At 58.9% G+C, this 22,272-nt stretch carries 23 protein-coding genes and 1 tRNA gene; 9 read left to right on the top strand and 15 right to left on the bottom strand.

Annotation, left to right across the window (positions count from 1 at the left end):
• Position 1 precedes the first annotated feature (1 nt).
• Positions 2-136, top strand: coding sequence for a hypothetical protein (locus tag HB681_RS38260; RefSeq protein ID WP_256735053.1), 135 nt, complete (start codon positions 2-4; stop codon positions 134-136).
• A 177-nt stretch (positions 137-313) separates the two neighbouring features.
• Here HB681_RS38260 and HB681_RS22655 read toward each other — a convergent pair whose 3' ends face one another.
• A complete protein-coding gene (locus HB681_RS22655) occupies positions 314-760 on the bottom strand; it encodes a hypothetical protein (RefSeq protein WP_213957114.1) in 447 nt (148 codons plus the stop codon).
• Between the two features lie 51 nt (positions 761-811).
• Here HB681_RS22655 and HB681_RS22650 point away from each other — a divergent pair, with 51 nt between their 5' ends.
• Both HB681_RS22650 and HB681_RS22645 read left to right on the top strand, forming a co-directional pair.
• Positions 812-1,033 carry a hypothetical protein gene (locus tag HB681_RS22650; RefSeq protein ID WP_213957113.1) on the top strand — a complete coding sequence of 74 codons (222 nt, stop codon included), beginning with the start codon at positions 812-814 and terminating at the stop codon, positions 1,031-1,033.
• 1 nt (position 1,034) lies between these two features.
• Complete coding sequence (locus HB681_RS22645; RefSeq protein WP_213957112.1) at positions 1,035-1,229, top strand: hypothetical protein; 195 nt, start codon at positions 1,035-1,037, stop codon at positions 1,227-1,229.
• A 5-nt stretch (positions 1,230-1,234) separates the two neighbouring features.
• On the opposite strand, the gene HB681_RS22640 is transcribed toward HB681_RS22645, so the two are convergent.
• Together HB681_RS22640 and HB681_RS22635 are read right to left on the bottom strand one after the other, a co-directional pair.
• A complete protein-coding gene (locus HB681_RS22640; RefSeq protein ID WP_213957111.1) occupies positions 1,235-1,684 on the bottom strand; it encodes a hypothetical protein in 450 nt (149 codons plus the stop codon).
• A 20-nt stretch (positions 1,685-1,704) separates the two neighbouring features.
• Positions 1,705-1,974 (bottom strand): hypothetical protein, encoded by a 270-nt coding sequence (locus HB681_RS22635; RefSeq protein WP_213957110.1) that lies wholly within the window; start codon positions 1,972-1,974, stop codon positions 1,705-1,707.
• Between the two features lie 267 nt (positions 1,975-2,241).
• Between HB681_RS22635 and HB681_RS22630 the strand changes: the two genes are divergently transcribed.
• From HB681_RS22630 to HB681_RS22610, 5 genes are all read left to right on the top strand, one after another.
• Positions 2,242-2,661 (top strand): hypothetical protein, encoded by a 420-nt coding sequence (locus tag HB681_RS22630; protein ID WP_213957109.1) that lies wholly within the window; start codon positions 2,242-2,244, stop codon positions 2,659-2,661.
• 752 nt (positions 2,662-3,413) lie between these two features.
• Complete coding sequence (locus HB681_RS22625) at positions 3,414-4,112, top strand: hypothetical protein (protein WP_213957108.1); 699 nt, start codon at positions 3,414-3,416, stop codon at positions 4,110-4,112.
• Positions 4,113-4,402: 290 nt separating this feature from the next.
• On the top strand, positions 4,403-5,098 hold the full coding sequence (locus HB681_RS22620) for a hypothetical protein (RefSeq protein ID WP_213957107.1): 696 nt from the start codon (positions 4,403-4,405) through the stop codon (positions 5,096-5,098).
• Positions 5,099-5,101: 3 nt separating this feature from the next.
• Positions 5,102-5,740, top strand: a complete 639-nt coding sequence (locus tag HB681_RS22615; RefSeq protein ID WP_213957106.1) for a hypothetical protein — start codon at positions 5,102-5,104, stop codon at positions 5,738-5,740.
• 11 nt (positions 5,741-5,751) lie between these two features.
• On the top strand, positions 5,752-6,027 hold the full coding sequence (locus tag HB681_RS22610; protein ID WP_213957105.1) for a nucleotidyltransferase domain-containing protein: 276 nt from the start codon (positions 5,752-5,754) through the stop codon (positions 6,025-6,027).
• A gap of 324 nt (positions 6,028-6,351) precedes the next feature.
• On the opposite strand, the gene HB681_RS22605 is transcribed toward HB681_RS22610, so the two are convergent.
• Both HB681_RS22605 and HB681_RS22600 read right to left on the bottom strand, forming a co-directional pair.
• Positions 6,352-6,765, bottom strand: coding sequence for a hypothetical protein (locus HB681_RS22605; RefSeq protein ID WP_213957104.1), 414 nt, complete (start codon positions 6,763-6,765; stop codon positions 6,352-6,354).
• Between the two features lie 221 nt (positions 6,766-6,986).
• Positions 6,987-9,611: a DEAD/DEAH box helicase gene (locus HB681_RS22600; protein ID WP_213957103.1), complete on the bottom strand. Its 2,625-nt coding sequence runs from the start codon at positions 9,609-9,611 to the stop codon at positions 6,987-6,989.
• 265 nt (positions 9,612-9,876) lie between these two features.
• On the opposite strand from HB681_RS22600, the gene HB681_RS22595 reads away from it, so the two are divergent.
• A complete protein-coding gene (locus HB681_RS22595; RefSeq protein WP_213957102.1) occupies positions 9,877-10,239 on the top strand; it encodes a GNAT family N-acetyltransferase in 363 nt (120 codons plus the stop codon).
• Between the two features lie 125 nt (positions 10,240-10,364).
• Here HB681_RS22595 and HB681_RS22590 read toward each other — a convergent pair whose 3' ends face one another.
• The 10 genes from HB681_RS22590 to HB681_RS22545 all read right to left on the bottom strand — a co-directional run bounded on the left by HB681_RS22590 (position 10,365) and on the right by HB681_RS22545 (position 22,269).
• Positions 10,365-11,567: a hypothetical protein gene (locus tag HB681_RS22590; protein ID WP_213957101.1), complete on the bottom strand. Its 1,203-nt coding sequence runs from the start codon at positions 11,565-11,567 to the stop codon at positions 10,365-10,367.
• 80 nt (positions 11,568-11,647) lie between these two features.
• A complete protein-coding gene (locus tag HB681_RS22585) occupies positions 11,648-12,553 on the bottom strand; it encodes a hypothetical protein (RefSeq protein ID WP_213957100.1) in 906 nt (301 codons plus the stop codon).
• 93 nt (positions 12,554-12,646) lie between these two features.
• A complete protein-coding gene (locus tag HB681_RS22580) occupies positions 12,647-13,675 on the bottom strand; it encodes a hypothetical protein (RefSeq protein ID WP_213957099.1) in 1,029 nt (342 codons plus the stop codon).
• A gap of 420 nt (positions 13,676-14,095) precedes the next feature.
• Positions 14,096-17,248: a DEAD/DEAH box helicase family protein gene (locus HB681_RS22575; protein WP_213957098.1), complete on the bottom strand. Its 3,153-nt coding sequence runs from the start codon at positions 17,246-17,248 to the stop codon at positions 14,096-14,098.
• A gap of 10 nt (positions 17,249-17,258) precedes the next feature.
• Positions 17,259-17,924, bottom strand: coding sequence for a hypothetical protein (locus tag HB681_RS22570; protein ID WP_213957097.1), 666 nt, complete (start codon positions 17,922-17,924; stop codon positions 17,259-17,261).
• A 4-nt stretch (positions 17,925-17,928) separates the two neighbouring features.
• A complete protein-coding gene (locus tag HB681_RS22565; RefSeq protein WP_213957096.1) occupies positions 17,929-18,186 on the bottom strand; it encodes a hypothetical protein in 258 nt (85 codons plus the stop codon).
• Between the two features lie 75 nt (positions 18,187-18,261).
• Positions 18,262-19,239, bottom strand: coding sequence for a restriction endonuclease subunit S (locus tag HB681_RS22560; protein ID WP_213957095.1), 978 nt, complete (start codon positions 19,237-19,239; stop codon positions 18,262-18,264).
• Positions 19,236-20,978, bottom strand: a complete 1,743-nt coding sequence (locus HB681_RS22555) for a class I SAM-dependent DNA methyltransferase (RefSeq protein ID WP_213957094.1) — start codon at positions 20,976-20,978, stop codon at positions 19,236-19,238. Before HB681_RS22555 ends, HB681_RS22560 begins: the two co-directional genes overlap by 4 nt.
• A gap of 197 nt (positions 20,979-21,175) precedes the next feature.
• Positions 21,176-21,251, bottom strand: a tRNA-Thr gene (locus HB681_RS22550).
• Positions 21,252-21,261: 10 nt separating this feature from the next.
• Positions 21,262-22,269, bottom strand: coding sequence for a class 1 fructose-bisphosphatase (locus HB681_RS22545; protein WP_213957093.1), 1,008 nt, complete (start codon positions 22,267-22,269; stop codon positions 21,262-21,264).
• Between the last annotated feature and the right edge of the window lie 3 nt (positions 22,270-22,272).

Below are 22,272 nucleotides of genomic sequence, written 5' to 3'. Positions count from 1 at the left end.
CATGGACGCAGACAAGCAGAAGGGCGAAGAGCCCGTCAAGGAACAACCCGCCGCGCAGGAAGACGATCAAGACTTCCTGTCGGGCAGCAAGGCATGCGACCTGTCCGGCGAAGGCACGTGCGAGGCTTGCCAGTAATGCGCGACGGGTGGGACGGCATCAACCAAGAAGGTTGGGACGACATCACGGGCGAAGGCTACGGCCTCGGCGCCGATCTCAACCCGGTGTCGATCTAACGAAAGAGTTTCATCGTGGGATGTGCCGGGGTGGTTCCCGGCCTTGGCCGCCTCACTGGCAACGGTGGGGCGGCTTTTTTCAGCGACCGCCCCGCTCAACGCACACTTGGTTCAACTCGAAGCTCAACCCCGAGCATTGAGTGAGCGGCGTCGGCCCGGCTGTTCGGATGCACTGCTGGTACAGCGATGGTTCGATGCCCTCGCAGTCGGCAAGCGTCATTCGTGACGATTGCGGAACTTCCACGTCAATCACTCGCGGGCAATTGCTGGCCCTGAAAACCCGGCTGAACTCCTGTCCGTTGTACTGGTAGCCGCACCTCACCCCCTGCTGTCCCGTGATCGTCGTCACATAGTCCATTGCGCCATTCCAAGACGCCTGTTGTGCGGATGCGTAAACGCCTGACAGCAACAGTGCTGCGGCTACGAGACTTCGCCTCATCATGTCGTCTTCCTCCTGCGCCCTCGCGCGACGCCGATCGTAAACCGGAAAGTCGGCCGGAACATTGGTGCGCACGCGCGCGAGCATGCGCGCACCATGACTCGCATCCCTCTCACGCACAAAGGATGGTTCGGCCCGGTGCCGATCTACTCCGCAGGCCAATACGGCGGCCGTCTGATCTTCGTCGAGCGCCATTGGACGCTCACGCCGCTGATGGTGTTCACGCAGGCGGTCTTCGCCTTCGCACTGATCGCGCACTCGATCCGTCATCCGATCGCCGACCAAACGATCCCGATCACCATCACCGGCCGTATCGCGCCAGGAAAGACGATCAAGCTTCCAATCACCGGGGGAGCGTGACATGGCGACCAAGAAGGAGCAGATGAAGGAGCAGGAAGGGCTACCGTCGCCCGACTTGTGGGACGCGGTGTGCATGGCATTCCTCGAAGACGCGCACTACGTGCAGGCCGAGGCGACCGGGCCGCGCGAGGCGCCCGCAAGCAAAGCCGTGGTCAACGCGCTCGCGGCCGAACTGGAAGCCGCGCTCGGGCTCTAGGCGGCCTACTCGACGACCTTCTTCGCGCTGACGGCTTTGGTCGTCTTCTTCGGTGGCGGCGGGTCCGATAGCTCGCTGAATTGAACGAAGCGCGCATCGCTCAGCAGGGCTTGCACTTCGGCAGCGGTCAAGCCCGAAATCTCGACTTGCTTGCCCGTCTTCCTATTCGCGATCTTGACCTTGCGACCGTAGCGCGCCTTGATGAATGCGAGGGCGACCTTCGTCAAGGCCGTCACGACGGCGCCGTTCGTGAGAATGGTGATCACGGCCTGCTCGATGCTGTCAGCCGTCACCATCCGGGACGGCTCATTCAACTGGCGCGGCGTCGGCCTCTTGAAGCCGTTCTCGACCATCATCTTGCGCACCATCCGATGCGCGCCGAGGGTGGTGTCGGCGCTCGTGGGGTTGGGCACGATCACCCGGAGGTATTCAAGTCCGTCTGTCGTCTTGGGCATGTTCGTTCACGGGCTCCGGCTTAGCTGGTCGCGCAGGCGCGGTACCGCGCGAGCATCGATTCGAGGAAGGCGATCACGGCGGCATCGTCCTCAAGGAAGGCCGCCCACTCGGCCCATTCCTCCGACCTGTAGTGGTCGCCGTCCTCTTCAAAGGTGCCTAGCTGCCACGATGTCACGTTGATCCATCGCACGTCGTCTTCCTCGGTGACGCCGACATTCGCGAGCAGCCATTCGTACTCGGCGGGCGAGCCGTCGAAGTCGGGTATGACCCGCATGATCTCGTCTACCAAGGCGTCAAATAGTTCGGCTCTTCGATCAACTGGCGGCTCCTTTGTTGGAGGCCGAGGATATCAGCCGCCTCGCGATGACTTCACGGCGGTATTTGCTCGAAATGCTCAGGCCGGCTCGGTATTGGCTCGAAGTACCGGCGGGGGCTGGTCAATTGTGGCGGCGCCTCCAGTGGGCGTAGTTCACGCCTGTGAGACAAATCTCATGTCCCCCTTTGGAAGCAGCACAGTCGCACCGCGAAAATTCGGGGCATGAGAAAGATGATCATCATGACCGCCATTGCAGTTGTCTCGTTGGCCCGCGCAGAATCCCTGACCCCCCAATCCCTCCAAGCAGAATGGGAAGCCTTGCGGTCGGCGCAGATTGACTGCCAGCGCGCTGCTAGTTCGTCGCCCGACAGCGTCATGCTTCCGATCTGCGAACGTGCGGCCGCGAAGCGGAACGCACTCATGGCAAGGGTGAACAACGCTCCGCCCGTGAGCTTTCGGGAAATCACCGCAATGTCGTATGAGCAAGGTCGAGCGGTTTCCCAACGGGACATTGCAGCGATCCAAGCCAAGTTTAGTGAGCTAGCCCTAGCCGCCTATCGCGAGCGAGCAGCCGAACTTTTTGCAGGCAAGGGGCCGTGTATGGCTGTTGTCAAAGATCAAAAGGCAGTAGAGGCCTGTCTGTGGCGCGATTCGCAATAGGCAAGCCCACCGTCAAACTGGCGGGATGACGCGCAGGGCGCCGCCTACCTTCGGTCATACATCGAGGACGACGTAGAGGCCCCGAAGCCACTCCATCTGATGACGGCGAAGCTGGCCGCCGAAGCCGCGCTCGGATTCCAGTTTGCCCGGCGTGATCAGGTCTTCGGCCCCTTCCTGCATTTGACCGACGAGTAAGCCTCCCGCAACTCATCGTTGTTTGTCAATCCTCCCTCGCCCGGGCGACAGCGGCCGGCTGGTGACGCGCTCCTATCACATCATGCTGCCGAGCACGCCGCTCTTGCCTTGTAAGGAGACACCCAAGATGGAAAGTACAGAGCACCTAATCAGCCGGCTTACGAGGGAACGTGACGAAGCATTTGCCGGGCTTGAGGCGCACCGACGTGCAGGGAGCCAACGCGCATTGTTGGCCGCTGATCGCATGCTTGGGACCTGCGGGATACCTTGATGGATTACGCTGGAAGCGACACTTCGTGTCGTCGTCTCATCGTGGGCACTTCGCGATCACCCGTCGATCGGCTCAAGAGCTACTGCATCAGCTATCGCCGACGCAGCAGCTCTCTTGGAACGCATCGATCGTGCAATGCCTGATCGGCCCTAGGTGAGTCGTTGGCATCGACGGGCTCGGCTTAGATCGCCGACCCAAAGCAGTTTGGGCGTTCTTTCCAATCTCGGACATGTAGCAGCAATCGAGTAGCCTTGACCGATGCACATCCGCCCCACGAACTACCCGCATGAGTGAATCGGCCGAAGATCGACTGCACCGTCTGCTGGCGCTATCCGAGGCGCTGGACGACGACGTAGCCAAGCTGCTTCGCAAATGCCCGCCCGCGAGCACGCGCGCGGCGATCAGCGTGGCACTTTGCCGCGCCGCGTTCGAGCACGCGATCAGCCAGCGGGTGCTGCTGGAAAGAGGATTGAGCGGTACTGCGATGGCGCTCTGCCGGTTGCAGTTCGAAGCGGTCGTGCGGGCGGCATGGACCGGACAAGGCGCGACCGAAAAGTGGATCAAAGCGTTCACTACGCCCGTCGACGCTGAGGGGCACAAGGAGCCGATCATGGGCCCGCCCATCCCGGCCATGCTCGATACCTTCGCACTGCACGCACCGCACGTCGCAGCGGAGTTTCGCAAGCTGTACGGCACTATAGAGGGCATGCATTCGTTCGTCCACGGCGGCGCGCAGGCCGTCGTACACGCGCTGATGGGCGGCTACCCTGCCGAGAATCTCACGAGGGCTCTTTTCAACCGCAATCTCTTGCAGTGGTTCACGGCGAACTGCGCGGTGGTCGCCGCGGAGAACGCGGGTCTCAGGCCGCGCTTGAACCTTCTGAGGGAGAAGCATGGTCGATGCATGCCGCCGATCGCGGCCGCGTATCCCGCGCAAACGTCTGCGACAGAAACCAAGAGACCTAGTTTCTCGGGTGATCTGTGACTGCCGGACCCACGCGCAGCTAAGTTGCTGTCGCGCAATGGGGCAAGGCCGCGCGTCCCGTTTTTGTCCCCAGTGGATGTGGTGTCGCCGAACTGTCCCTAGGGACATGACCTCCCTGACTCCGGCGACGGGCGTCAGGGCAGAACGTTCCGCGCGACTGTCGACAGGTAATGCCCTTGCTGAGCCAGATCGCGACCGGCCGGTTCTTGTCGTCGGCGCGAAGGCAGTCGGACAGGCCCCACCTTGAGACAATAAGATCGCGGTGACACGCGATGTATAGGGATTCCAAGATGGCTTGCTCCAGAGGCGCCGCATCACCTGATGCGCATACGCAGCGCCGACTCTTCGCCGCATCGGCCGGCTACTGTCAAAACCCAGGATGCTCCAAAGAGCTGTTCGTCGACGCTGCGGGCGAGTCCATTCACGTTGCCGAGATGGCGCACGTGTTTGCGGCCAACGATGGCGGGCCTCGGGCTAAGCCGGCGCTCAGCAAGGAGGAGCGCGGCGCCTTCGAAAACCTGGTCATGCTCTGCGCGAACTGCCACACGTTGGTGGACAAGGCGCCTGACGCCTTCCCTGACAAGATGATGCTGGGCTGGAAGCGCGAGCATGCGAACAAGCTCCAAGGGCTATTCGGCGCAGTGAAGTTCTTCGACCGCGCTGGCGCACGCCAGGTTGTTGAACCGCTCCTGGCGGAGAATCATGCGATTTTCAAACGGTACGGACCTCACATCGAAGCCGCCAACAATCCGGAGAGCGGCGCCGCTGAGCAGTGGAAGCGCAAGATGTTGACGCGCATCCTCCCCAACAGTAGGCGAATGCTCGCGATCCTCGACGCCAACCGCCATCTGCTTGGTGACAATGAGAAGGCGACGCTGGAGCAGTTCCGGCAACACATAGACGACTTGGAAGCCTTTCATATCGAAGGAAATAGAGAAGATGCTTCTCGATTCCCCGGTGACTTGCCCAAGATTCTGGAGGACTGACAAATGAACAACAAAGAGACCGATTGGGTGGCGAATAGGCTAGAGAAGGAATCTGCGGTTGTCGGTCGCACTCCTGAGGGCTTCTTGGTCGTCAGCTCGAGGCACGGTTGCACGTTCGTGGTAGCAGTCCTGGGCATGCAGAACGTGATTGGACGGTCGGAAGTGGCGCCTCTCTTCGATGGCGCCACCAAACCACAGCTCGTAGTGAACGTTCCTTCTAAGACCTTGTGGAGCGGCACAGCAATTGACTACATCCACGCGGCCTCTGCCGCGTTCGGAACGTTTGGCGACATAGCTCGGGCTGCAGATATGGAGGACGCCGGTTCCTTTCGGAATAAGAACATAGGCTTTTTCATCAACGCGATGAAACAGCACTCGAATGTGACCAGTGTCTCGTACATCTATGAGTCGGTTTTCAAAGTCGATTGCAGGATTGGCGCAAGCGTCATCGTTGCTGTTATCGACGCGTACAACATGAGCGCCGAGGACGTGCGTAACGCCAAGGCTCGATTCGGTCACTTTGACGTTGTTGTCAAGTCATCGAGCTATGGGTCGATAACCGGCCAAGCGGAAGCGGCTGCTAAGTCGATGGGTGCGGTGGCTTTGACGTTTCGCGAGCTGATGCAGTGGCTGGCCCATTGATTCGCCGGCGCGTGGTCACCAGCCTTCGTGACCTTGCTGTTTCGCTTGGCCCAGAGGCCCAAGGAACTCAGTGGCATCTTTTTGGCTCAGTTGACCGGGACGAGGCGCATGCAACGGACATCGACTTGATGATCCTCTGCAAAAGCGACGTTCAGGCCGACACACTTCGACGAGCCATCGACTCTGATGCTTTAGCACTGCCGCTTCATCTGGCCCTGCTGACCTTTGACGAGGCAACCGAGGTCGACGCCGTCCGCATGCAGTGCAGCCGCCTCATCTTCCCGTGAGCTGCCGCATCCGCGATCACCAGAGCTTTCCATCACGGGCGGCGGCCGACAGCATCGCTTGATCCAACTCTTTCTTGTCCGCTGCATCTATCGACTGCTTGATGTGATCGGCGATCTTCATTTTTCAATCTCTCGTCAAGTGGTCTGAATTGTCAACCGTGGATTCTTGATTGGTCGCAGCGAACATCGCCGCACTGCGCCGTCCCGGGAGATTTTCACGGGTGATGCCTTCGCCGTTCGCTTCGCGTGGATGCCTTGTCCTTAAGCATGAGAGCGTGCAAATCGCGCTCGCTAAGTTTGGCAAAGTCGCGCTGCGACCGCGCCCTACCTCCGCAGTCCCCAAAGGAGTTCCAGCCTGTTGATCTCTTCGTTGAGACATTCAAGTTGCGTCCCCAATGCGCTGCCGACCGTCAGGGTACGACCGCTGTGCTCGCTTTCGGCCTTGCGGCGGGCTTCCGAAGAGAGGTGGGGCCGCAGCGCCAAATAGTCGGGGTGAAGCTGCGTATGCTGACTCACATCCATGTACCAGTTGCCCTGGTCATCAGTCGCTTGATGCCGAATATCCAGGAGCATTTGACGCCATGTCGCTATCTGCGCTCGCCGTCGTTCTTGTTCGGCATCTGCCTTGGCAAATCGACTTTCTACAAGCTTGAAGACCGGGCTAACCAGGCCTGCGGCGAAGCCGGCAAGGCCACCAATGGCGGCGGTTATCACTGCGGGTGGAATGTTTTCGAACATAGAGGAAGATGACTGAAGCTGAGATGCTAAGGTCGCGCGCGAGATGGTGCCGGCGACGGACCGGGACCGCGCACGACCTGCAATGGGCGGGGAACGGTCCGTTACCGGCGGGATGGGCGCGGGTTGAAGACGTGAGCGCGCGATCAATGCTCGCTCGCGTCCTCCGCATCAGGTAGCCCGAGGCTCGTTGACATCCAGGCGGAACAGCACCCGCTCGCCAATCATTTTGGAGACTCGGTGAATTTCTGGATGATCTTGTCCGGCGTCAAGCCATGCTGATCAAGTAACCCCTGGACGTGCTTGCTGTCGAGCGTCGCGATCGAGGCCATGCACGCTTGGACGAACGCGCGTATTTCGTCCTTGAACAAGGGCAGCTTGTGTTCCGTGAAGACCCGGGTTGTCGCATGAGGCGTGGCCGCGGCCTCGAAATGCCTTGACGGATGAACGAGGACGGCAATTGCCTTGCAGGTCTGGTCGTACCGCTTGGTGAACCAGTTCATCGACCCGCTCAGTTGGTTGGCGTAGTACTTCGACACCGTGGCATTGGTTGCGCCGCTCTTGCATTCGATCACGAAGTAGTCGAGGTTTCCGACCGCCCAGAGAACGTCGGGGCCGCTGCCGAAGTCGAGCTCCGGGCGTTGAGAAAGAAAGCCGAGGAAGCCCGCCAACTCTTGCATCGCGGCCTCGAACTGGTTGGCATTGCCTTGAGAAAAACTCAGGTCGTCCAGCAAGCCATTGACTTGCAGCAACAGTGCGTTGACTTTGCCCTCATAGGCGCGGAACTTCCAGACGATGTTCTTGGCCTGCTCCACGTCCTTCGATTTGAGGTTCTCGTATTCGACGCCATCGATGGGCCGTGTCACGCGTCGATTGAGCGCCAACGCCGCTTTCAAGACCTGTTGCGCCTGGACAGCGTCAACGAACTGCGTGTATTCGGCAAGCTGCCATTTCAGCCATCCCATCGTCCAGGCATTTTCGCCACCGGCCGCCGAGTTAACGGCGTCTTGCATGGTCGAGCGAGCCTCTTTGAACGAATGCACCGATGCGAGATCGAAGGACGCACGCTGCGCGATCGCGATTGGCCTGATCGATCCCGTTGCCGGATAGCCGATGTTGGCGACCGCCTGACGCGCGACCTTGCGCCAGCCAACGCTTTGCTGCAAGCACGTCTCCACGGCGCTGTCGAGTTCCTTGATGCCTTCGTTGAGTTGTCCCGCAGCCTTCATCGACATGTCGAGTTGAGCCCGGGTGGCTGGCGAGAACCTGCTCTTCGCGTCGGCCAGATACATCGTTCGAATCAGCGACGCCCCCATCAGAAGTACGACGCAGTAGTCATCGTTGGCGCGAACCCCTCGGCCCATGCCCTGTTCGATGCGCTGTATCTGCCGACCGATGATCTGATCGCTGCCCATCAGCAAATTGGTTTCGACGCGCTCGTAGAGGCGCCGCGCTTGCGGAAGCCCATCCAATACGAGGATTCGACACGCCGAACCGGGCAAGTCGATCCCGTCGTACTTGTTGAGCATCACGACGAGACCGACGTGGCCGCTTTTTAGCGCCTCCACGGCGGCCTCCAAATTGTCCGCCGTCACCACCAAGTCAGCGTCGCCTTTCCAGTAGTTCAAACGATACTCGGAAGGCACGATCGCGACCGTGTTGTATGTCTTGGACTTCTCCTTGAGATACGCCTTCAGTTGATCATCCGTGAGCCCGGGATCGATCTCTTGCGGCACGAGAATCATTCGATCGCCGATATCGTTGGCGACGTTCGGCGTAATGTGTTTCGGCACGAGCTTCGGGTCGGCGCCGAAGTCCGATACGAGGATGGAATCATCCGCGAGCGTCGCCGTCAGAAAGATGCGTCGCTTGGCGTTCGTGAAGGAAGGGATCGCCTCGATCGGAAGGCACTTGGGCGAGATTTCGAGCCGGCTGCCGGAGATCACGCAGCGACACTGCTCCAGGTGGTTTTTCAGCAGCGGCCAGTTGAATTTGATCTCGTCGCTGTTGCGGTGCTCGGTGAGAATCTTCGCCACCTTGGTGCCTTTGGCCTGCCAAGCCCAAAACGGCACGAGCATTTCGCTGTCAGATGCTCCGTCTTCAAGCTCAAGCAGCTTGACATCACTTTGCGCGATGAGGTCGTCCCGGAAGATCTTCAGGATTTCAGCGTAAGGCACTGTCCCCGCGTTGACAGTCACCGTGAATTGGTTCTCGGTCGTCGCCAAGCAGGCGTGAGCGTCGTCGACAAGCAGCGTGCCGATGGGAATCTTGCTGCCGGTGTCGTAGGTGCCGAAGACGGAGAGGCCGTTCACGAGGTGGTAGATGTTCGTGACCAAGAGAGCCTTGCCTTGCAGGAACGCAGGGGCCGTGTGATCGGTCACGACCGCGATTCCGAGGTCTTTGGCTTCCTTCACGACTTGCAGGGCCAAGTATTTGTCCGGCGCTACGTAGACAGCCGGTCCTTTGCCTTCATTGAGACAACTCTTCAAGAGCAACAGCCCCACGACGGTCTTGCCACCGCCGGTGTTCATCTTGATGACGATGTCACGGTCATCGCGGCGCGCTATCCACTTGTCCCAAACCTGCGTCTGCACGTCTCGGGGGTACTTGTAGCGAACGTCTTTGTCGGGCAGAAGGTTAAAGATTTCGCGAGGGTTGGTCTCTGTGTCGACCAGAGACTGATCGCTCAACGCCTCAAGATTCAGCGGCATTTTTTTCCTTGATTCAGGCTGGGTATGGGATGTCGGTCCACGGCGAAGGATAGCTCTGTTGGGATCGTGAACTGCGCGCTCGTCACCGCAGAGAATGCGGGTCTTGAGCTGCGCCTGAATCTTCTGAGGGAGAAGCATGGTGGACGCATGCCGCCGATCGCGGGCCGCGCATCCCGCGCAACTGACTGTCTAGCCGTGACGCCATCGGGTCTACCGCGTCGATGACTGTCTGTCGCCTTAGGACGCCGCGACGCCATAGCGAAGATGTTTCCTGCGACTTGGCCGTGATGTCCCGGGACACGCCCTCCGGTCCGGCAGTTGTCCCGAGGAACAAACACGCTATCGGCGTTCTAAGTCGTTCATCGGCGTGTGGACGAATCGACAATATGAGGATGCGCCGTCCATGCCGATCGCCCGCAGGGGCATCCCGCGCATGACCTACGTGAAGATGGACGGCAAGACTGTGACGGCCTACGCCACCTTCGGGCTGGTGGAACCGTGCGATGGACTTCCCTGCTTTCAGGCGGGATGGGCAGTTCCGAGCGCGTTTCGCAACCAAGGCCGGGCGACCGCGATCGTGGAGGCCGCACTCGCCGAAATGAAGCGCGGCTTCGGTCGCAATCGCGTGCCGACCTCCTACATTGAGGCTGTCGTTGGCGAAGATAACGCTGCCTCTCGCCGCGTCGCCGAGCGATCGATCGCCAGCGAAGGTAAGTCGATTGCGAAGCCTCAGGAGCAGCCGCACGCCAATATTTTCGCAAGGTAGTGCCCGGCGAATGACGAATGTCATTTGGTTCGAGCAGTAAGCAAGGCTCGCCGGTCAAGGCTCCGGCGTCGGGGAGCGGCGTCTGACGCCAACAGGTCGAAAAATGCCCTCGCAATCGGGTTAAATCAGGTGTTCAAAATTTGTGTCAGCAGTGATTGAACTGCCTCATCGTTCAAGCCCATATTCCGCAGCTCGATTTGAGCCTCGCGGACCGCGTCTTTCAACAGATTTTTCTGATCCGGCCCAAGTAAGCGAGCGCCTGCGAGCAAGGCACCCGCCGCGTGGAAGGCCATGAATGCCGTCTCAGTTTTGAGTCTCGCTACCAGCCAGTCCAGATAGGCAAAGTCAAATTTAAACTTTAGGACGATGATGGCTGCAAGCCGATCGCCAGCAGATTCGCTCCTCGAGAGTTGTTGAAGGAAAGGCGCGGCGGTCAGTGCGAGCGGTGACATTCTTTTGACGATCTCCGTCATTGCTCGTGTTCGCTCGCGCCCAGGCGGCATCGTTTGCCGAAGCGACTCGTATTCGGCGCCTAGCGCCTTGATGGGACTAAGAACGATGTCAGGGCTGCCAGCAGGCGCGGCTTGTCGAACGCGCTCCGCAGATTGAATTTGATCTACCGTGGGAAGTGCAGAACGTCCGCTATCGTCCGATGGCTCGTTCAGCCCCTTCCTAGTTTCCTGGTTCACGATGTTCAACCAATCTTTTTTCAGATCAGCATCTGAGCGAGCAAATGCGCCCTGCAGAAAGAGTCTTGTGTACAGGTAACCCGCAAAAAATCCCAAAATTGAAAACGACACCAGCAGCGCAGTGGCGAACGATGCATCTCCGTCGGTTGGATTAGCGGAAAATGACGCTGCCGCATTTGAGCTGATAGACTGAACCTCTTTCTGAATATTTGAAAGATTCACGAGTGTCAGGCCGACGATAATTTTGGTTATCCAGTCAGAGATCTCTTCGAGGTTTGTGTTGGGCCGCGAGTCGTTATGAGTGTTGCCCGAGTCTTGTCCTCCTATAGGCGCTGTCGATGCTTGCAGCGAATTCGGTTTGGTCGTGATCGAATTGCTTTTTGGAATGCCAAAAAGAAATCCAGTAAACCCCCCGGCAGACAGGCTCGCTAAGGCCCACAATAGGATAGAGCAAGTTGCGCCAACCAACCAGCCTCTGCAGAGAATAGCGAGTAACCCCACCACTAAGACGGGCAGGAGCACCGAGTTTACCCGGGTAATATCTTTGTCCTGCATGGATTGGTTTGCTCGATTGTTCAGTCCTAAAGATTCTGCGATTCTTGAGAGAAAGGGCCATCGACTTGGTGAGTTCATTGACATTCGGAAACTCCAATAGATGTCATTGACTGCGGTCCAGCGTTTTCATTTCGCCACGACCGATTTGTAAATTATTCAAAACGCTATTTCCCAGCGCGAAAATTAAGTATCTCTCTGTAATCCACGGCCTCTAGCAAGTGTTCAGGGATCGCCCGAGTTTTTAGCTCCTGTGCGACCTCGCCATAGGCTAGGTCCGGAACAAATATGCGACGAATACGGGTCCACCAAGGCCTGTTAGACGAGTCAATCAGCAATCTCGAAATTTGAGCACGCGATACGTTTCTGCCGTTTGGCAACTCAATACCCGCTCCGAGCATCGGAAACAGTTCTTCTAATCTTTGTATTTCGTCGCCGTTAAGTTCTCTGTCGGCTAGTTTCCCGTGCGCGACAAATCCGGATATAACGCGCCACTCTCGTTGCGAATAATAATTGAGATCTGGTGCCGCTCCGAGATTTCCCTGGCGAGCGCTATCTGCGTGATAGAAGAGGTTGGTCAGCGCTTGCCCATAGTCATATAAGTTTTGAAAACCTTCAGACGGGGCGCCGAGGTGACCAAGAATCATCTCCAGATCTCCAACTGTCATTTTTCCAGGCGCATCTCCGTGGAATCGAACCATCGCATTTTTGTCTTCTACAGCTTGGACCATTTGCTGTAGGTCCAATAAATTTCGGAGAAGCGTCACCATGTCCCGGATTTGGTGCACTAAATTGATCCCAAAGGAACTGATCGACCATTCGAAGTCTTTGCCTGTGGGTCTTGGAATATAGAAAACAGGGTAAGCGCCCAAGGCTCGAAGCGCTTCCACTTCGAACTGAAACGAAAAACAGCCGAATTTTGCCGAATGCTTTATAAGCTCGTTCTCTTGAAGCAGGGTGAAGCAACACCGCAACTGCCAAATGAACGAGCCACCGGGATAATCCAGGCCGTCCTCCGTCACTTGAGGAAAAGTGATTTTTTCAGGCACCAAAAGCAGTCCGTTGTCCAGCATTGAAAGTAAGGAGGAAATTCCATACTTTATTTCACGTGACCTTTCGAAAGTGCCACGCGGGAAGCTGTGGTACAAGTGGTACTGAGCCACTTGTTAACGTAATTGATGAGGCATTTTGGTGACAATGGCTTCGTCTAACGACGATTTTTTTGAATTGAAATCCGACAGAAACTCCGACCACTCCGGCCCGCAATGATTTTTCATATATCGAAAGAATGCTGCATACCTGGCAATTCTGTATGCACTACTATAGATAACCTGATTTGCCTTTAGCGTTCTGGCCGTGTCGCCAAGCCCCCATAATTTCTTTCCGTGTCCGTTCGAATTCTTGCCGAGCGCGACCCAATAGGGGGAGCCCGAAATCCTCACGGTGCCGTCGCTGTCTAGTTGAAAGCGAAATGGAATTCCTTCGTCTGTAAACATCCACTGGGTAAGCTCCTCGTGATTTGGTTGATCGAGTCCCACTAGATCAATCAATACAGCCCGAGCAGCCTCCAGTGACTCTTCGGTCGGCGGTGTTTGAGGGTAACCCGGAATGCCATCTTTGCCGAGAGATAGATGAGCGAAGGGAAATTTCAATTCAAGTGGGACAGCGTTATCAAGGAAAAAGAGATTTACTCCCGCTAGGTTATTCGAGAATGCGGCGTGATATTGCGCATATCCTTCCATATCCGTAAATAGACCGTTTTCTCCGCTATTAACCATATTAATGGTCGGTATGATCTCCCATTCATAGATTACACCGTGGCCCTCGCCTTTAGATGGAAACACAAATTGAAGGCGTGAGCCATTTGGTTGTTCGAGTTGATATTTTAACTTCGGACAAGCATCTACCCCATGTGCCGGCCTTGCTTCTTCAACGAAGACGACTCCGCCGAGCTTCTTCATCGCTTCGGGGTTGAAAATTCGATCGGGGCCCTTGTCCGTCGAGTCGACTGAAAAGCTAAATGTCTTTGCTTCGTGGCTGGGAATCGCGTGTATCCCCATCGCCTCCCACAAATCCGAGCGAAAAGTAAGTGGGGGGCCTGCTAATGCGGCGAGCGCGGTTAATAGTAGTGCTAGAAACAGAGGGCTTAGGAAAATGCGTTTCCAGAGTCTTGATGGAGATGCAATGCGTCTCATTTTTGCCTCCGTTCACCGATCCGCGGGCCGAACTCGCTCCGAGCCTATAGGAAAAGCCCTCTCGCGGAAAGGAAGATCATCCCTCCGACAGATGAGCTATCGGGATCGTTCCTTCCTGGCGGCGGGTGTCGCGGAACGAGACGGAGCGACATGAGATCGGATGATCGCGGCGCGGCACCCGCTCGTGAGTCGATGCAGCCGAGGCTCGCGTGCGGCCAACAAGACGAGCGAAGTGTCGTTCCGATCGGGAAGCTCGATTCCGACCCGGTGGCTAGCGGGGACCATTGCGGGTGCGCAAGCCGCTGTTCAAGCCTGCGTCGGTCGAGGTTTTTGAAACTGGGCCGACGGACGGGAGAAAATTAAGGCCCACGAGGCGCACTGGCGGTTACTCCGGCCAGCGATCGCGTTGACGATTCAGATCTACAAAGGGGTGGGTCTGCTCGCGCCAAACTGGCCACGCGACCTCAATGCCTCGTAGAGCTGCGCCGGCCCGAGCAGGATGTCTTTCAGGCCGTTGCGCACGCGCTCCGAGTCCAACGCCTGCGTGCTCATGGACGTGTTCGCAGCGTACGCATCCATGATCGCGCTCATCAGCTCCGAGGTCAGGTCCGGAGAGTTGGCGAACTGCCCCTTCGAATTGTTCATGGCCTGCTGCACCAGCAGATCGGACTCCAGCAACTTGCCCTTGAGGACGTTGTTTACGTAGACCAACTTGTCGTCGTCCGACAGCTCGCCCTCGAACAGGTCGTTGACCTTGGCGACGATCTCAGACAGCAGCTCCTTCACCTTGTCCTGAACCTCCCCTGCGCCCGTTTCGGTCAACGGCTGCAGTTTGTAGTCACCGCCCGGCTCATGCAGGGCCAGGTGGCGCTTGCCGTCGTCCTTGAGCTTGTGGTGGGTCAAGACCACCTTCGACATGTCGATCCCCTCGCGCTCACGGCCGAAGTCGAGCAGCGGCAGCAGGCGCTTGAAGAAGATGGCGCGCTTCTCGATTGCCATGTTGCCGTAATCGAAGACCTGGCTCAGGAATGTGTACACGCGCAGAAAGGCGCCGAGATTGCGCTTGAACAAGGTCAGGGCATCGAGCGCATCCTTGGCATCCTTCGCGGCCTTTGTGTCCTGGCTGGCTCCCGATGCCTCGCTGTCGAGCAGCTTCTGACGTGCGGCCTTGAATTGCTTGAGCAGCCGGTCCGCTACTGGCTCGATCGCGACGATCAGGTCGGCCTGCGTCGCCTTGGGGTTCAACTCCAACTTCGCCACCCGATCGACCTCGTGATCGTCGTAGTGGCCCGACGCATCGAGCTTGGCGCGCAGATCGAAGACCAGATTCGGATCGGTCACGCCGGCCAGTTCGGCAGTCGCGTAGTAGGTCTTGAATGCCGCCAGCACCTCATCGGGCTCGTTTACGAAGTCGAGCACGTAGGTCGTGTCCTTGACCCCGAACGGTCCGCTGTAGGCTCGATTCAGCCGAGACAGCGTTTGCACCGCCTGGATGCCGCCCAGGCGCTTGTCGACGTACATGCCGCACAGCAGCGGCTGATCGAAGCCGGTCTGGAACTTGTTGGCGACCAAGAGGATTTGATATTCATCCGTGGCGAAGGCTTCGCGCATGTCGCGGCCCTTCAGGTTTGGGTTCAGCTTGGAACTGTTCTCCGTGACGGGCTCGGGAATCGACTGCGAATCATTGACCTCGCCGGAGAACGCCACCAGCGTGCCGAGGGTGTAGCCGCTGTCCTTGATGTACCTGTCGATCGCCAGTTGCCACCGCACGGCCTCGACACGGCTGCCGACTACGACCATGGCCTTGGCATGACCGTTCAACAGTGGTGCCACGTTCTCGCGGAAGTGCTCCACGACGATCGCGACCTTCTGGCTGATGTTGTACGGGTGCAGGCGAACCCATCGCATCAGGTGCTTCATGGCCTCGCTGCGCTCAACCTCCTTCTCGTCCCACTCCTTCCCCTCATTCGCCAGCCTGAAGGCGAGCTTATAGGGCGTGTAGTTCTCCAGCACGTCGAGGATGAATCCCTCTTCGATGGCTTGGCGCATCGAGTAGACGTGGAAGGGCGCCGGTAGGTTGTCTGGTCCGGCGGCTTGTTCCGGCTCTGGCCGACGGCCGAACAGTTCCAGCGTCTTGGCCTTCGGCGTGGCCGTGAAGGCGACGTAGGTGACGCCAGCCACATTGGCACGGTCGGCCATCTGGGCAGCCAGGAGGTCTTCGGTACCGAACTCGCCGCCGTCGGCCAGCTCCTTGAGTTCCTCGGCGCTGAGCACCTGCTTGAGCTTGGATGCCGCCTCGCCGGTCTGCGAGCTATGCGCTTCGTCGGCGATCACGGCAAAGCGCTTGCCCTGCGTGGCGGCAAGATCCTGCACCGCCTTGAGCGCGAACGGGAAGGTCTGGATCGTGCAGACCACGATCTTCTTGCTGCCCGACAGCGCTGCGGCGAGTTCACCGCTCTTGCTCTGGCTCTCGCCCTTGATGGTGGCGACCACGCCCGCGGTGCGCTCGAAGTCGAAGATGGCTTCCTGCAACTGGGCATCGAGAACGTTGCGGTCGCTCACGACCAATATGCTGTCGAAGAGTTTCTTGTGCTGGGCATCGTGCAGATCCGCCAGGAAGTGGGCGGTCCACGCGATCGAGTTGGTCTTGCCGGAGCCGGCCGAGTGTTGGATCAGGTACTTGTGCCCGGCACCTTCCGCCAGCACGGCCGCGAGCAGCTTGCGGGTGGCGTCGAGCTGGTGATACCGCGGAAAGATGATGCCTACGGGCTTCTTCTTGCTGTCGCGCTTGGTGACAAGGTAGCGGCCGAGGATCTCCAGCCAGCTATCGGATTGCCAGACCTGTTCCCACAAGTAGGCCGTGCGGTGGCCCTTCGGATTGGGTGGGTTGCCGGCGGCGCCGTCGTCGCCCAGGTTGAAGGGCAGGAAGCTGGTGGTCGGGCCTTGCAGCTTGGTGGTCATCATGACCGTGCTGTTGCTGATGGCGAAGTGGACCAGCGCGCCGCGAGGAAATTCGAGCAGGGGCTCGGCGGACGACTTTCCCTTGGGCTTGGGCTGGCGATCGAAGCGGTACTGGTCGACGGCCTCGTTGACGTTCTGCGTGAAGTTGGTCTTGATCTCGGCGGTCGCGACGGGGATGCCGTTCAGGAACAGCACGAGGTCGATCACGTCGTCGTGATTGGTGCGCACCTGGCGCACGACGCGCAGACGGTTGGCGGCGTACCGGGCCTGCAGATCCGGGTTCATCGCCAGCGCGGGCTTGAACTGAGCCAGCTTCAGGGATTCGCGCACGCCGATCATGTCGATGCCGAAACGCAGCACTTCTAGGGTGCCACGCTCGTCGAGTTGCTTGCGCAGGCGGTCGAGCAGCACGGCCTCGGCGGCGGCGCCGTGATTCTTGCCGAGGGCTTCCCATGCGTTCGGCTGGGTCGTCTGCACCCATGCGATCACGTCGGAAGGGAAGAGGGCGCGCGGGGTGTCGTAAAGCTGTGCGTTCTCTTCGTAGAGCCAGCCGTGCGCCCCCAGATGATTGCAGATGTCGTTCTCGAACTCGATCTCTTTGTGCAGGCTCATGCGGGCTCCACTACTTGGACTCGGATGCGTTGGTGTCGGGATCCCCGAACAGGTCGCCTGATTGCGACGATGGCTCGCCTGTCGAGGACGTCGGCACTGCATGCTGTGACTCGAACGCCGTACGCGCCTCATGGTTTAGCATGCCGAGCCAACCTGGAAGCTCGGGGTCGATGTTGAATTTGGCGCGCATGGCGTCACTGGCCTGCCGGCGCACACGCTCGAAAGCTTCGCGCTCAGCAGGCGTCAATTCCGCCAACCAGTCAGGAAATCGAAGGCGCCGTCGGTGTGAGGCTCTCAGCGCGGCTAGACGCTGACGATCGGCCGCCTCGCGTTGAGCGGCTTCTTGTTGTTCGATCGCCCGTCGATGAAGCTCTTGCTGATCCTGTTGGAGGCGCTCCACTTCCAACTGGTCGATAAAGCGCTGAGTGTTGTCCACGAGCATCTGGCGCTCGGCCTCGGTGAGCGTGCGCCCTTCGGAGTTGCCGTAGCGTGGCGTCGACGTGCTTTGGTCGAGATGGCCGTAGAGTTGCTTGAAGCAGTCCGATCCGAGCACCCTGAGTCCGGCGCCGTCCTGAACAACATGGATGCGCCGATAGACCGAATGACCGCATGCGGCGCAAAGCACGCGTTCTTCCTTGGGCACCTCGACGACGGTCAGAAGGGCTGCGCCGGTCATTGCATCAATCGGCGGTGACTTTGATCTTGCCGGTGACTGCAGCGGAGATCAGGGCAGTGCGGCGTTCATCCAGCAACTGGATCCCTCTTGAGGCTTCAGCGATCAGGGCGTCAAACGCGCTCAACTGCTCGTCTAGCATTTCGATGAGTGTCACCTGCTCTGCAATCGGAGGAAGGCAAATAAACATCCCGAGAAAAACGTCGGGGTATAGCCTAAGGCGCGACTCCCAAATGCCCGTCGAGTTCGCTTTCATTGCAGTCACGTGCGATCGAATCCTGCACAGGTAGTCGAAGTACCTCGGAACCAACTTAGATTCTTCTCGAATCCGATAAACGTTTTACGAGGGGCTGAAGAGCCCATCGCAAGGTGTGGTGCCCAGAGCACCCATCCACGCCCACATGGTATTGATCACCAAGTCGCCCGTGCGAGCCCGCTTATAGCCCTCCAAAGTCTCGGCCATGATCATGTTGACGTTCTTCTCCGATCTGGGCGTCACTCCAGTTAGGTGGGAGACGGTCATCAATGTTCCGTCGGCCTCGTCGTGCCGCTCATCTACTTCGAAGAGTACGGTCTTGTTGCGAACAACTTCCCAATGCGAGGGCACTTGGCCTAGCCACTCCACCCCCGAATCCTTCATCGGCACTGTCGGGTCAATCCCTTTGGTCACGGCATGGGAGATGACGGTCTGACGCTTTTCCTTGAGGAGCGTGATGAGCTTCTGCTGCTCGGCGACCAGTGCGTCGATCTTGGCGGCTTGGTTGCCAAGGATCGACGCGATCTCGGCCTGCTCAGCAACCGGCGGTAGTGGCACGGCAAGATTCTCGATGACACCCATGCCGATGTTTTGTTGCGTGCCAAAGCTCCAGTTCAACGTCACTGCTTCTTGAAAGTTCTTTGACCTCATGAAGTTCAAGACGAACTTCGGCACGGCCAGGTCCGAGCACCGGATGGCCGCCAAGGGCGACCAAATATTGAAATCCGCATCGGATTCAACGATCGCCGTGATGCCAGTCGTCGCACCCGACTTAACCATATAGATATCACCGATCTGGGGTCGGTATTTTTGCGAATACCGTACATGGGCTGTCTCCGAGATAAATCCTCTGATCTTGTTGAAGTCGATCTTTCCTGATGAGACCGCTTCCGCCGAAACAAACGGAATCCCTTCGTCAGTAAAAATTGGAGTCTCGTGCGGGCCATCTGTGATCGGCGTTGACACGATATGTTTAAAGGAGCGCACCTCCCAATGCGCGGGCACTTTGCCCAGCCACTCAATCCCACTGTCCCTGTACTCCGGATAGCGCGAAAATCTCATGCCGTCAGGCCCCTAATCATTTCGAGAATGCGATCGGTGGTCACCTTCAGTTCAGCATCGATTTCGGCCAGCGGGCGCGGCGCCTGGAACACGTAGAAGTGTCGGTTGAAAGGAATCTCGTAGCCCACCTTGGTCTTGTCGTGGTCGATCCACGCATCTGGCGCATGGGGCAGCACCTCGCGCTTGAAGTAGGTTTCCACGTCTTCGCTCAGCGGCACGTTCTCGGTATCGCGCAGAGCTGAATCGGGTTGCGGCTTACCCTTGAGTTTGCCGCGCTCGCCCAGGACCAGCTTGCCATCGCCGTCGCGCAACGGGCGTTCGACGGTAATGGTTCGATACCCGAAATCCTCGTTCTTGAAGATGCGGCTGATCGGCCTGCCGTCCTGCTCGGCTTCCACGAAGTCACCGAACAGGCGCGTCACCTGGTCGATGTGGTCGTCGCTCAGCTCCTTGCGCTTGGACCCGAGGCTCTTTCGCATCTTCTGCCAGAAGCCCGAGGCGTCGATCAGTTGCACCTTGCCCTTGCGCGCGACGGGCTTGCGATTGCTGACGATCCAGACGTAGGTGCTGATGCCGGTGTTGTAGAACATGTCCGTCGGCAGCCCGACGATGGCCTCGCACAAGTCGTTCTCCACCACATAGCGCCGGATGTCGCTCTCGCCGCTGCCGGCGCCGCCGGTGAACAACGGGGAGCCGTTGAGCACGATGCCCAATCGACTGCCGCCCTCAGCCGCAGAGCGCATCTTCGACAACAGGTGCAGCAGGAACAACATGGAGCCGTCCGATATCCGCGGCAGGCCCGGGCCGAAACGCCCGTTGAATCCTTGCTGCTCATGCTCTTTGCGGACCTCCTTTTCGACCTTCTTCCACTCGACACCGAAGGGCGGGTTCGACAGCATGTAGTCGAAGCGCTTGTGAGCGTGGCCGTCCTCGCTCAGGGTGTTGCCGAAGGCGATATTCGCAACGTCTTGGCCCTTGATCAGCATGTCCGCCTTGCAGATCGCATAGGACTCGGGATTGAGTTCCTGGCCTGACACCGTGAGCCGCGCCTTCGGGTTGTGCTCGGCCAAGTACTCGCCGGCCAATGTCAACATGCCGCCGGTGCCGGCCGTCGGGTCATAGATGGTCCGCACGACGCCGGGCTTGCTCAGGATCTCGTCGTCCTCGATGAAGATCAGGTTCACCATGAGGCGGATGACCTCCCGTGGCGTGAAGTGCTCCCCGGCCGTCTCGTTGCTGAGTTCCGCGAACTTTCGGATTAACTCCTCGAACACGTGACCCATCTGCGCGTTGCTCACGCGATCGGGATGCAGATCGATGTTGGCGAACTTCTCGGCCACTTGGTACAGCAGCTTGGCCTTAGACAAGCGGTCGACCTGGGCCTGGAACTCGAAACGCTCGAACACGTCGCGCACGGCCGGCGAGAAGCCCTGAATGTAGCTGTAGAGGTTCTGGGCGATGTGGTCCGCGTCGCCGAGCAGCACCTTCATGTCCATCGGCGACGTGTTGTAGAAGGTATGGCCCGCCTCGCGCAGCAAGAACGGCTCTGGATTGAGCCCTTCCTTCAGCCTTCTGGCGTTCTGCTCCAGAACCGCGGGTTTGGTTGGATCCAGCACGCAGTCGAGGCGCCGGAGGACCGTGAAGGGCAGGATGACCTTGCCGTAGTCGGACTGCTTGTAGTCGCCGCGGAGGAGGTCGGCGACGGACCAGATGAACGAAGAGAGGGCTTGTTGATTCATTCTTGCAAGAGGGAAATAGCTGTCGTGCTCCGCGGGAGTCTACGGGGCAAGCGCGTGCGCGCGGACGGCGGCGTCGAATGCGGTCGGGCGCAGCGCGGCGAGTGCATCGCAAGAAATCCTCTTACATCGGCCGTTACATCGCCCATGAGAAAGGCCTCGTTGCTATCGTTTTGATAGCTACGAGGCCTTATCTGTATTGGTGCCGGAGAGATGAATCGAACACCCGACCTTCTCATTACGAATGAGCTGCTCTACCGACTGAGCTACACCGGCTAGCCTTCCATTATAGCGTGTCGTGATACCGAGTCACGCGCTCGACCTCATTTTTTGAGCCCAGAACAACAGCCACGCGTTCGTGCAGCTTGCCCGGCTCCAGGTCGAGGATGCGCTGTCGGCCGTTGGTGGCCATGCCGCCGGCCTGCTCGACCAGCCAGCTCATCGGGTTGGCCTCGTACATCAGGCGCAGCTTGCCGGCCTTCTCGGGCTCGCGCTTGTCCCACGGGTACATGAAGATGCCGCCGCGCATGAGGATGCGATGCACGTCCGTCACCATGCTGGCGATCCAGCGCATGTTGAAGTCCTTGCCGCGCGGGCCGTCTTTGCCTTCCAGGCATTCGTCGATGTAGCGCGTCACGGGCGGCGCCCAATGACGCTTGTTGCTCATGTTGATCGAGAACTCCTTCGTGTCCGCGGGGATCGTGAGGTTCTCGTCGGTGAGGATGAAGGACCCCTGCTCGCGGTCGAGCGTGAACATCGCGACACCGTCGCCGACCGTGAGCACCAGCGTGGTCTGCGGGCCGTAGATGCAGTACCCGGCCGCGACCTGCTTGTTGCCGGCCTGCAGGAAATCGGACTCCTGCACGCCGGCTTGGCCTTCCGGCTTTTTCAGCACGCTGAAGATGGTGCCGATGCTGACGTTCACGTCGATGTTGCTGGAGCCGTCGAGCGGGTCGAACAGCAGCAGGTATTCGCCTTGCGGATAGCGGTTTGGCACGAGGTGGATGGTGTCCATTTCCTCGCTGGCCATGGCTGCCAGGTGGCCGCCCCATTCGTTGGCCTCGATCAGCACCTCGTTGGCGATGATGTCGAGCTTCTTCTGGATCTCGCCCTGCACGTTCTCGCTCTCGGCCGTGCCGAGCACGCCGCCGAGCGCGCCCTTGTTGACGGCCTGGCTGATGCTCTTGCAGGCGCGCGCGACCACTTCGAGCAGTAGGCGCAGTTGCGCGGGGATCTTGTCGTCGATGCGTTGCTGTTCGACGAGGTAGCGGGTCAGTGAAATGTTCTGTGGCATATC

It is taken from the genome of Variovorax sp. dw_954 (genome assembly GCF_018449755.1).
Classification (GTDB): Bacteria; Pseudomonadota; Gammaproteobacteria; order Burkholderiales; family Burkholderiaceae_C; genus Variovorax.
Note: the sequence above shows the minus strand (reverse complement) of the source record. Positions and strands in the feature narration are given on the sequence as shown.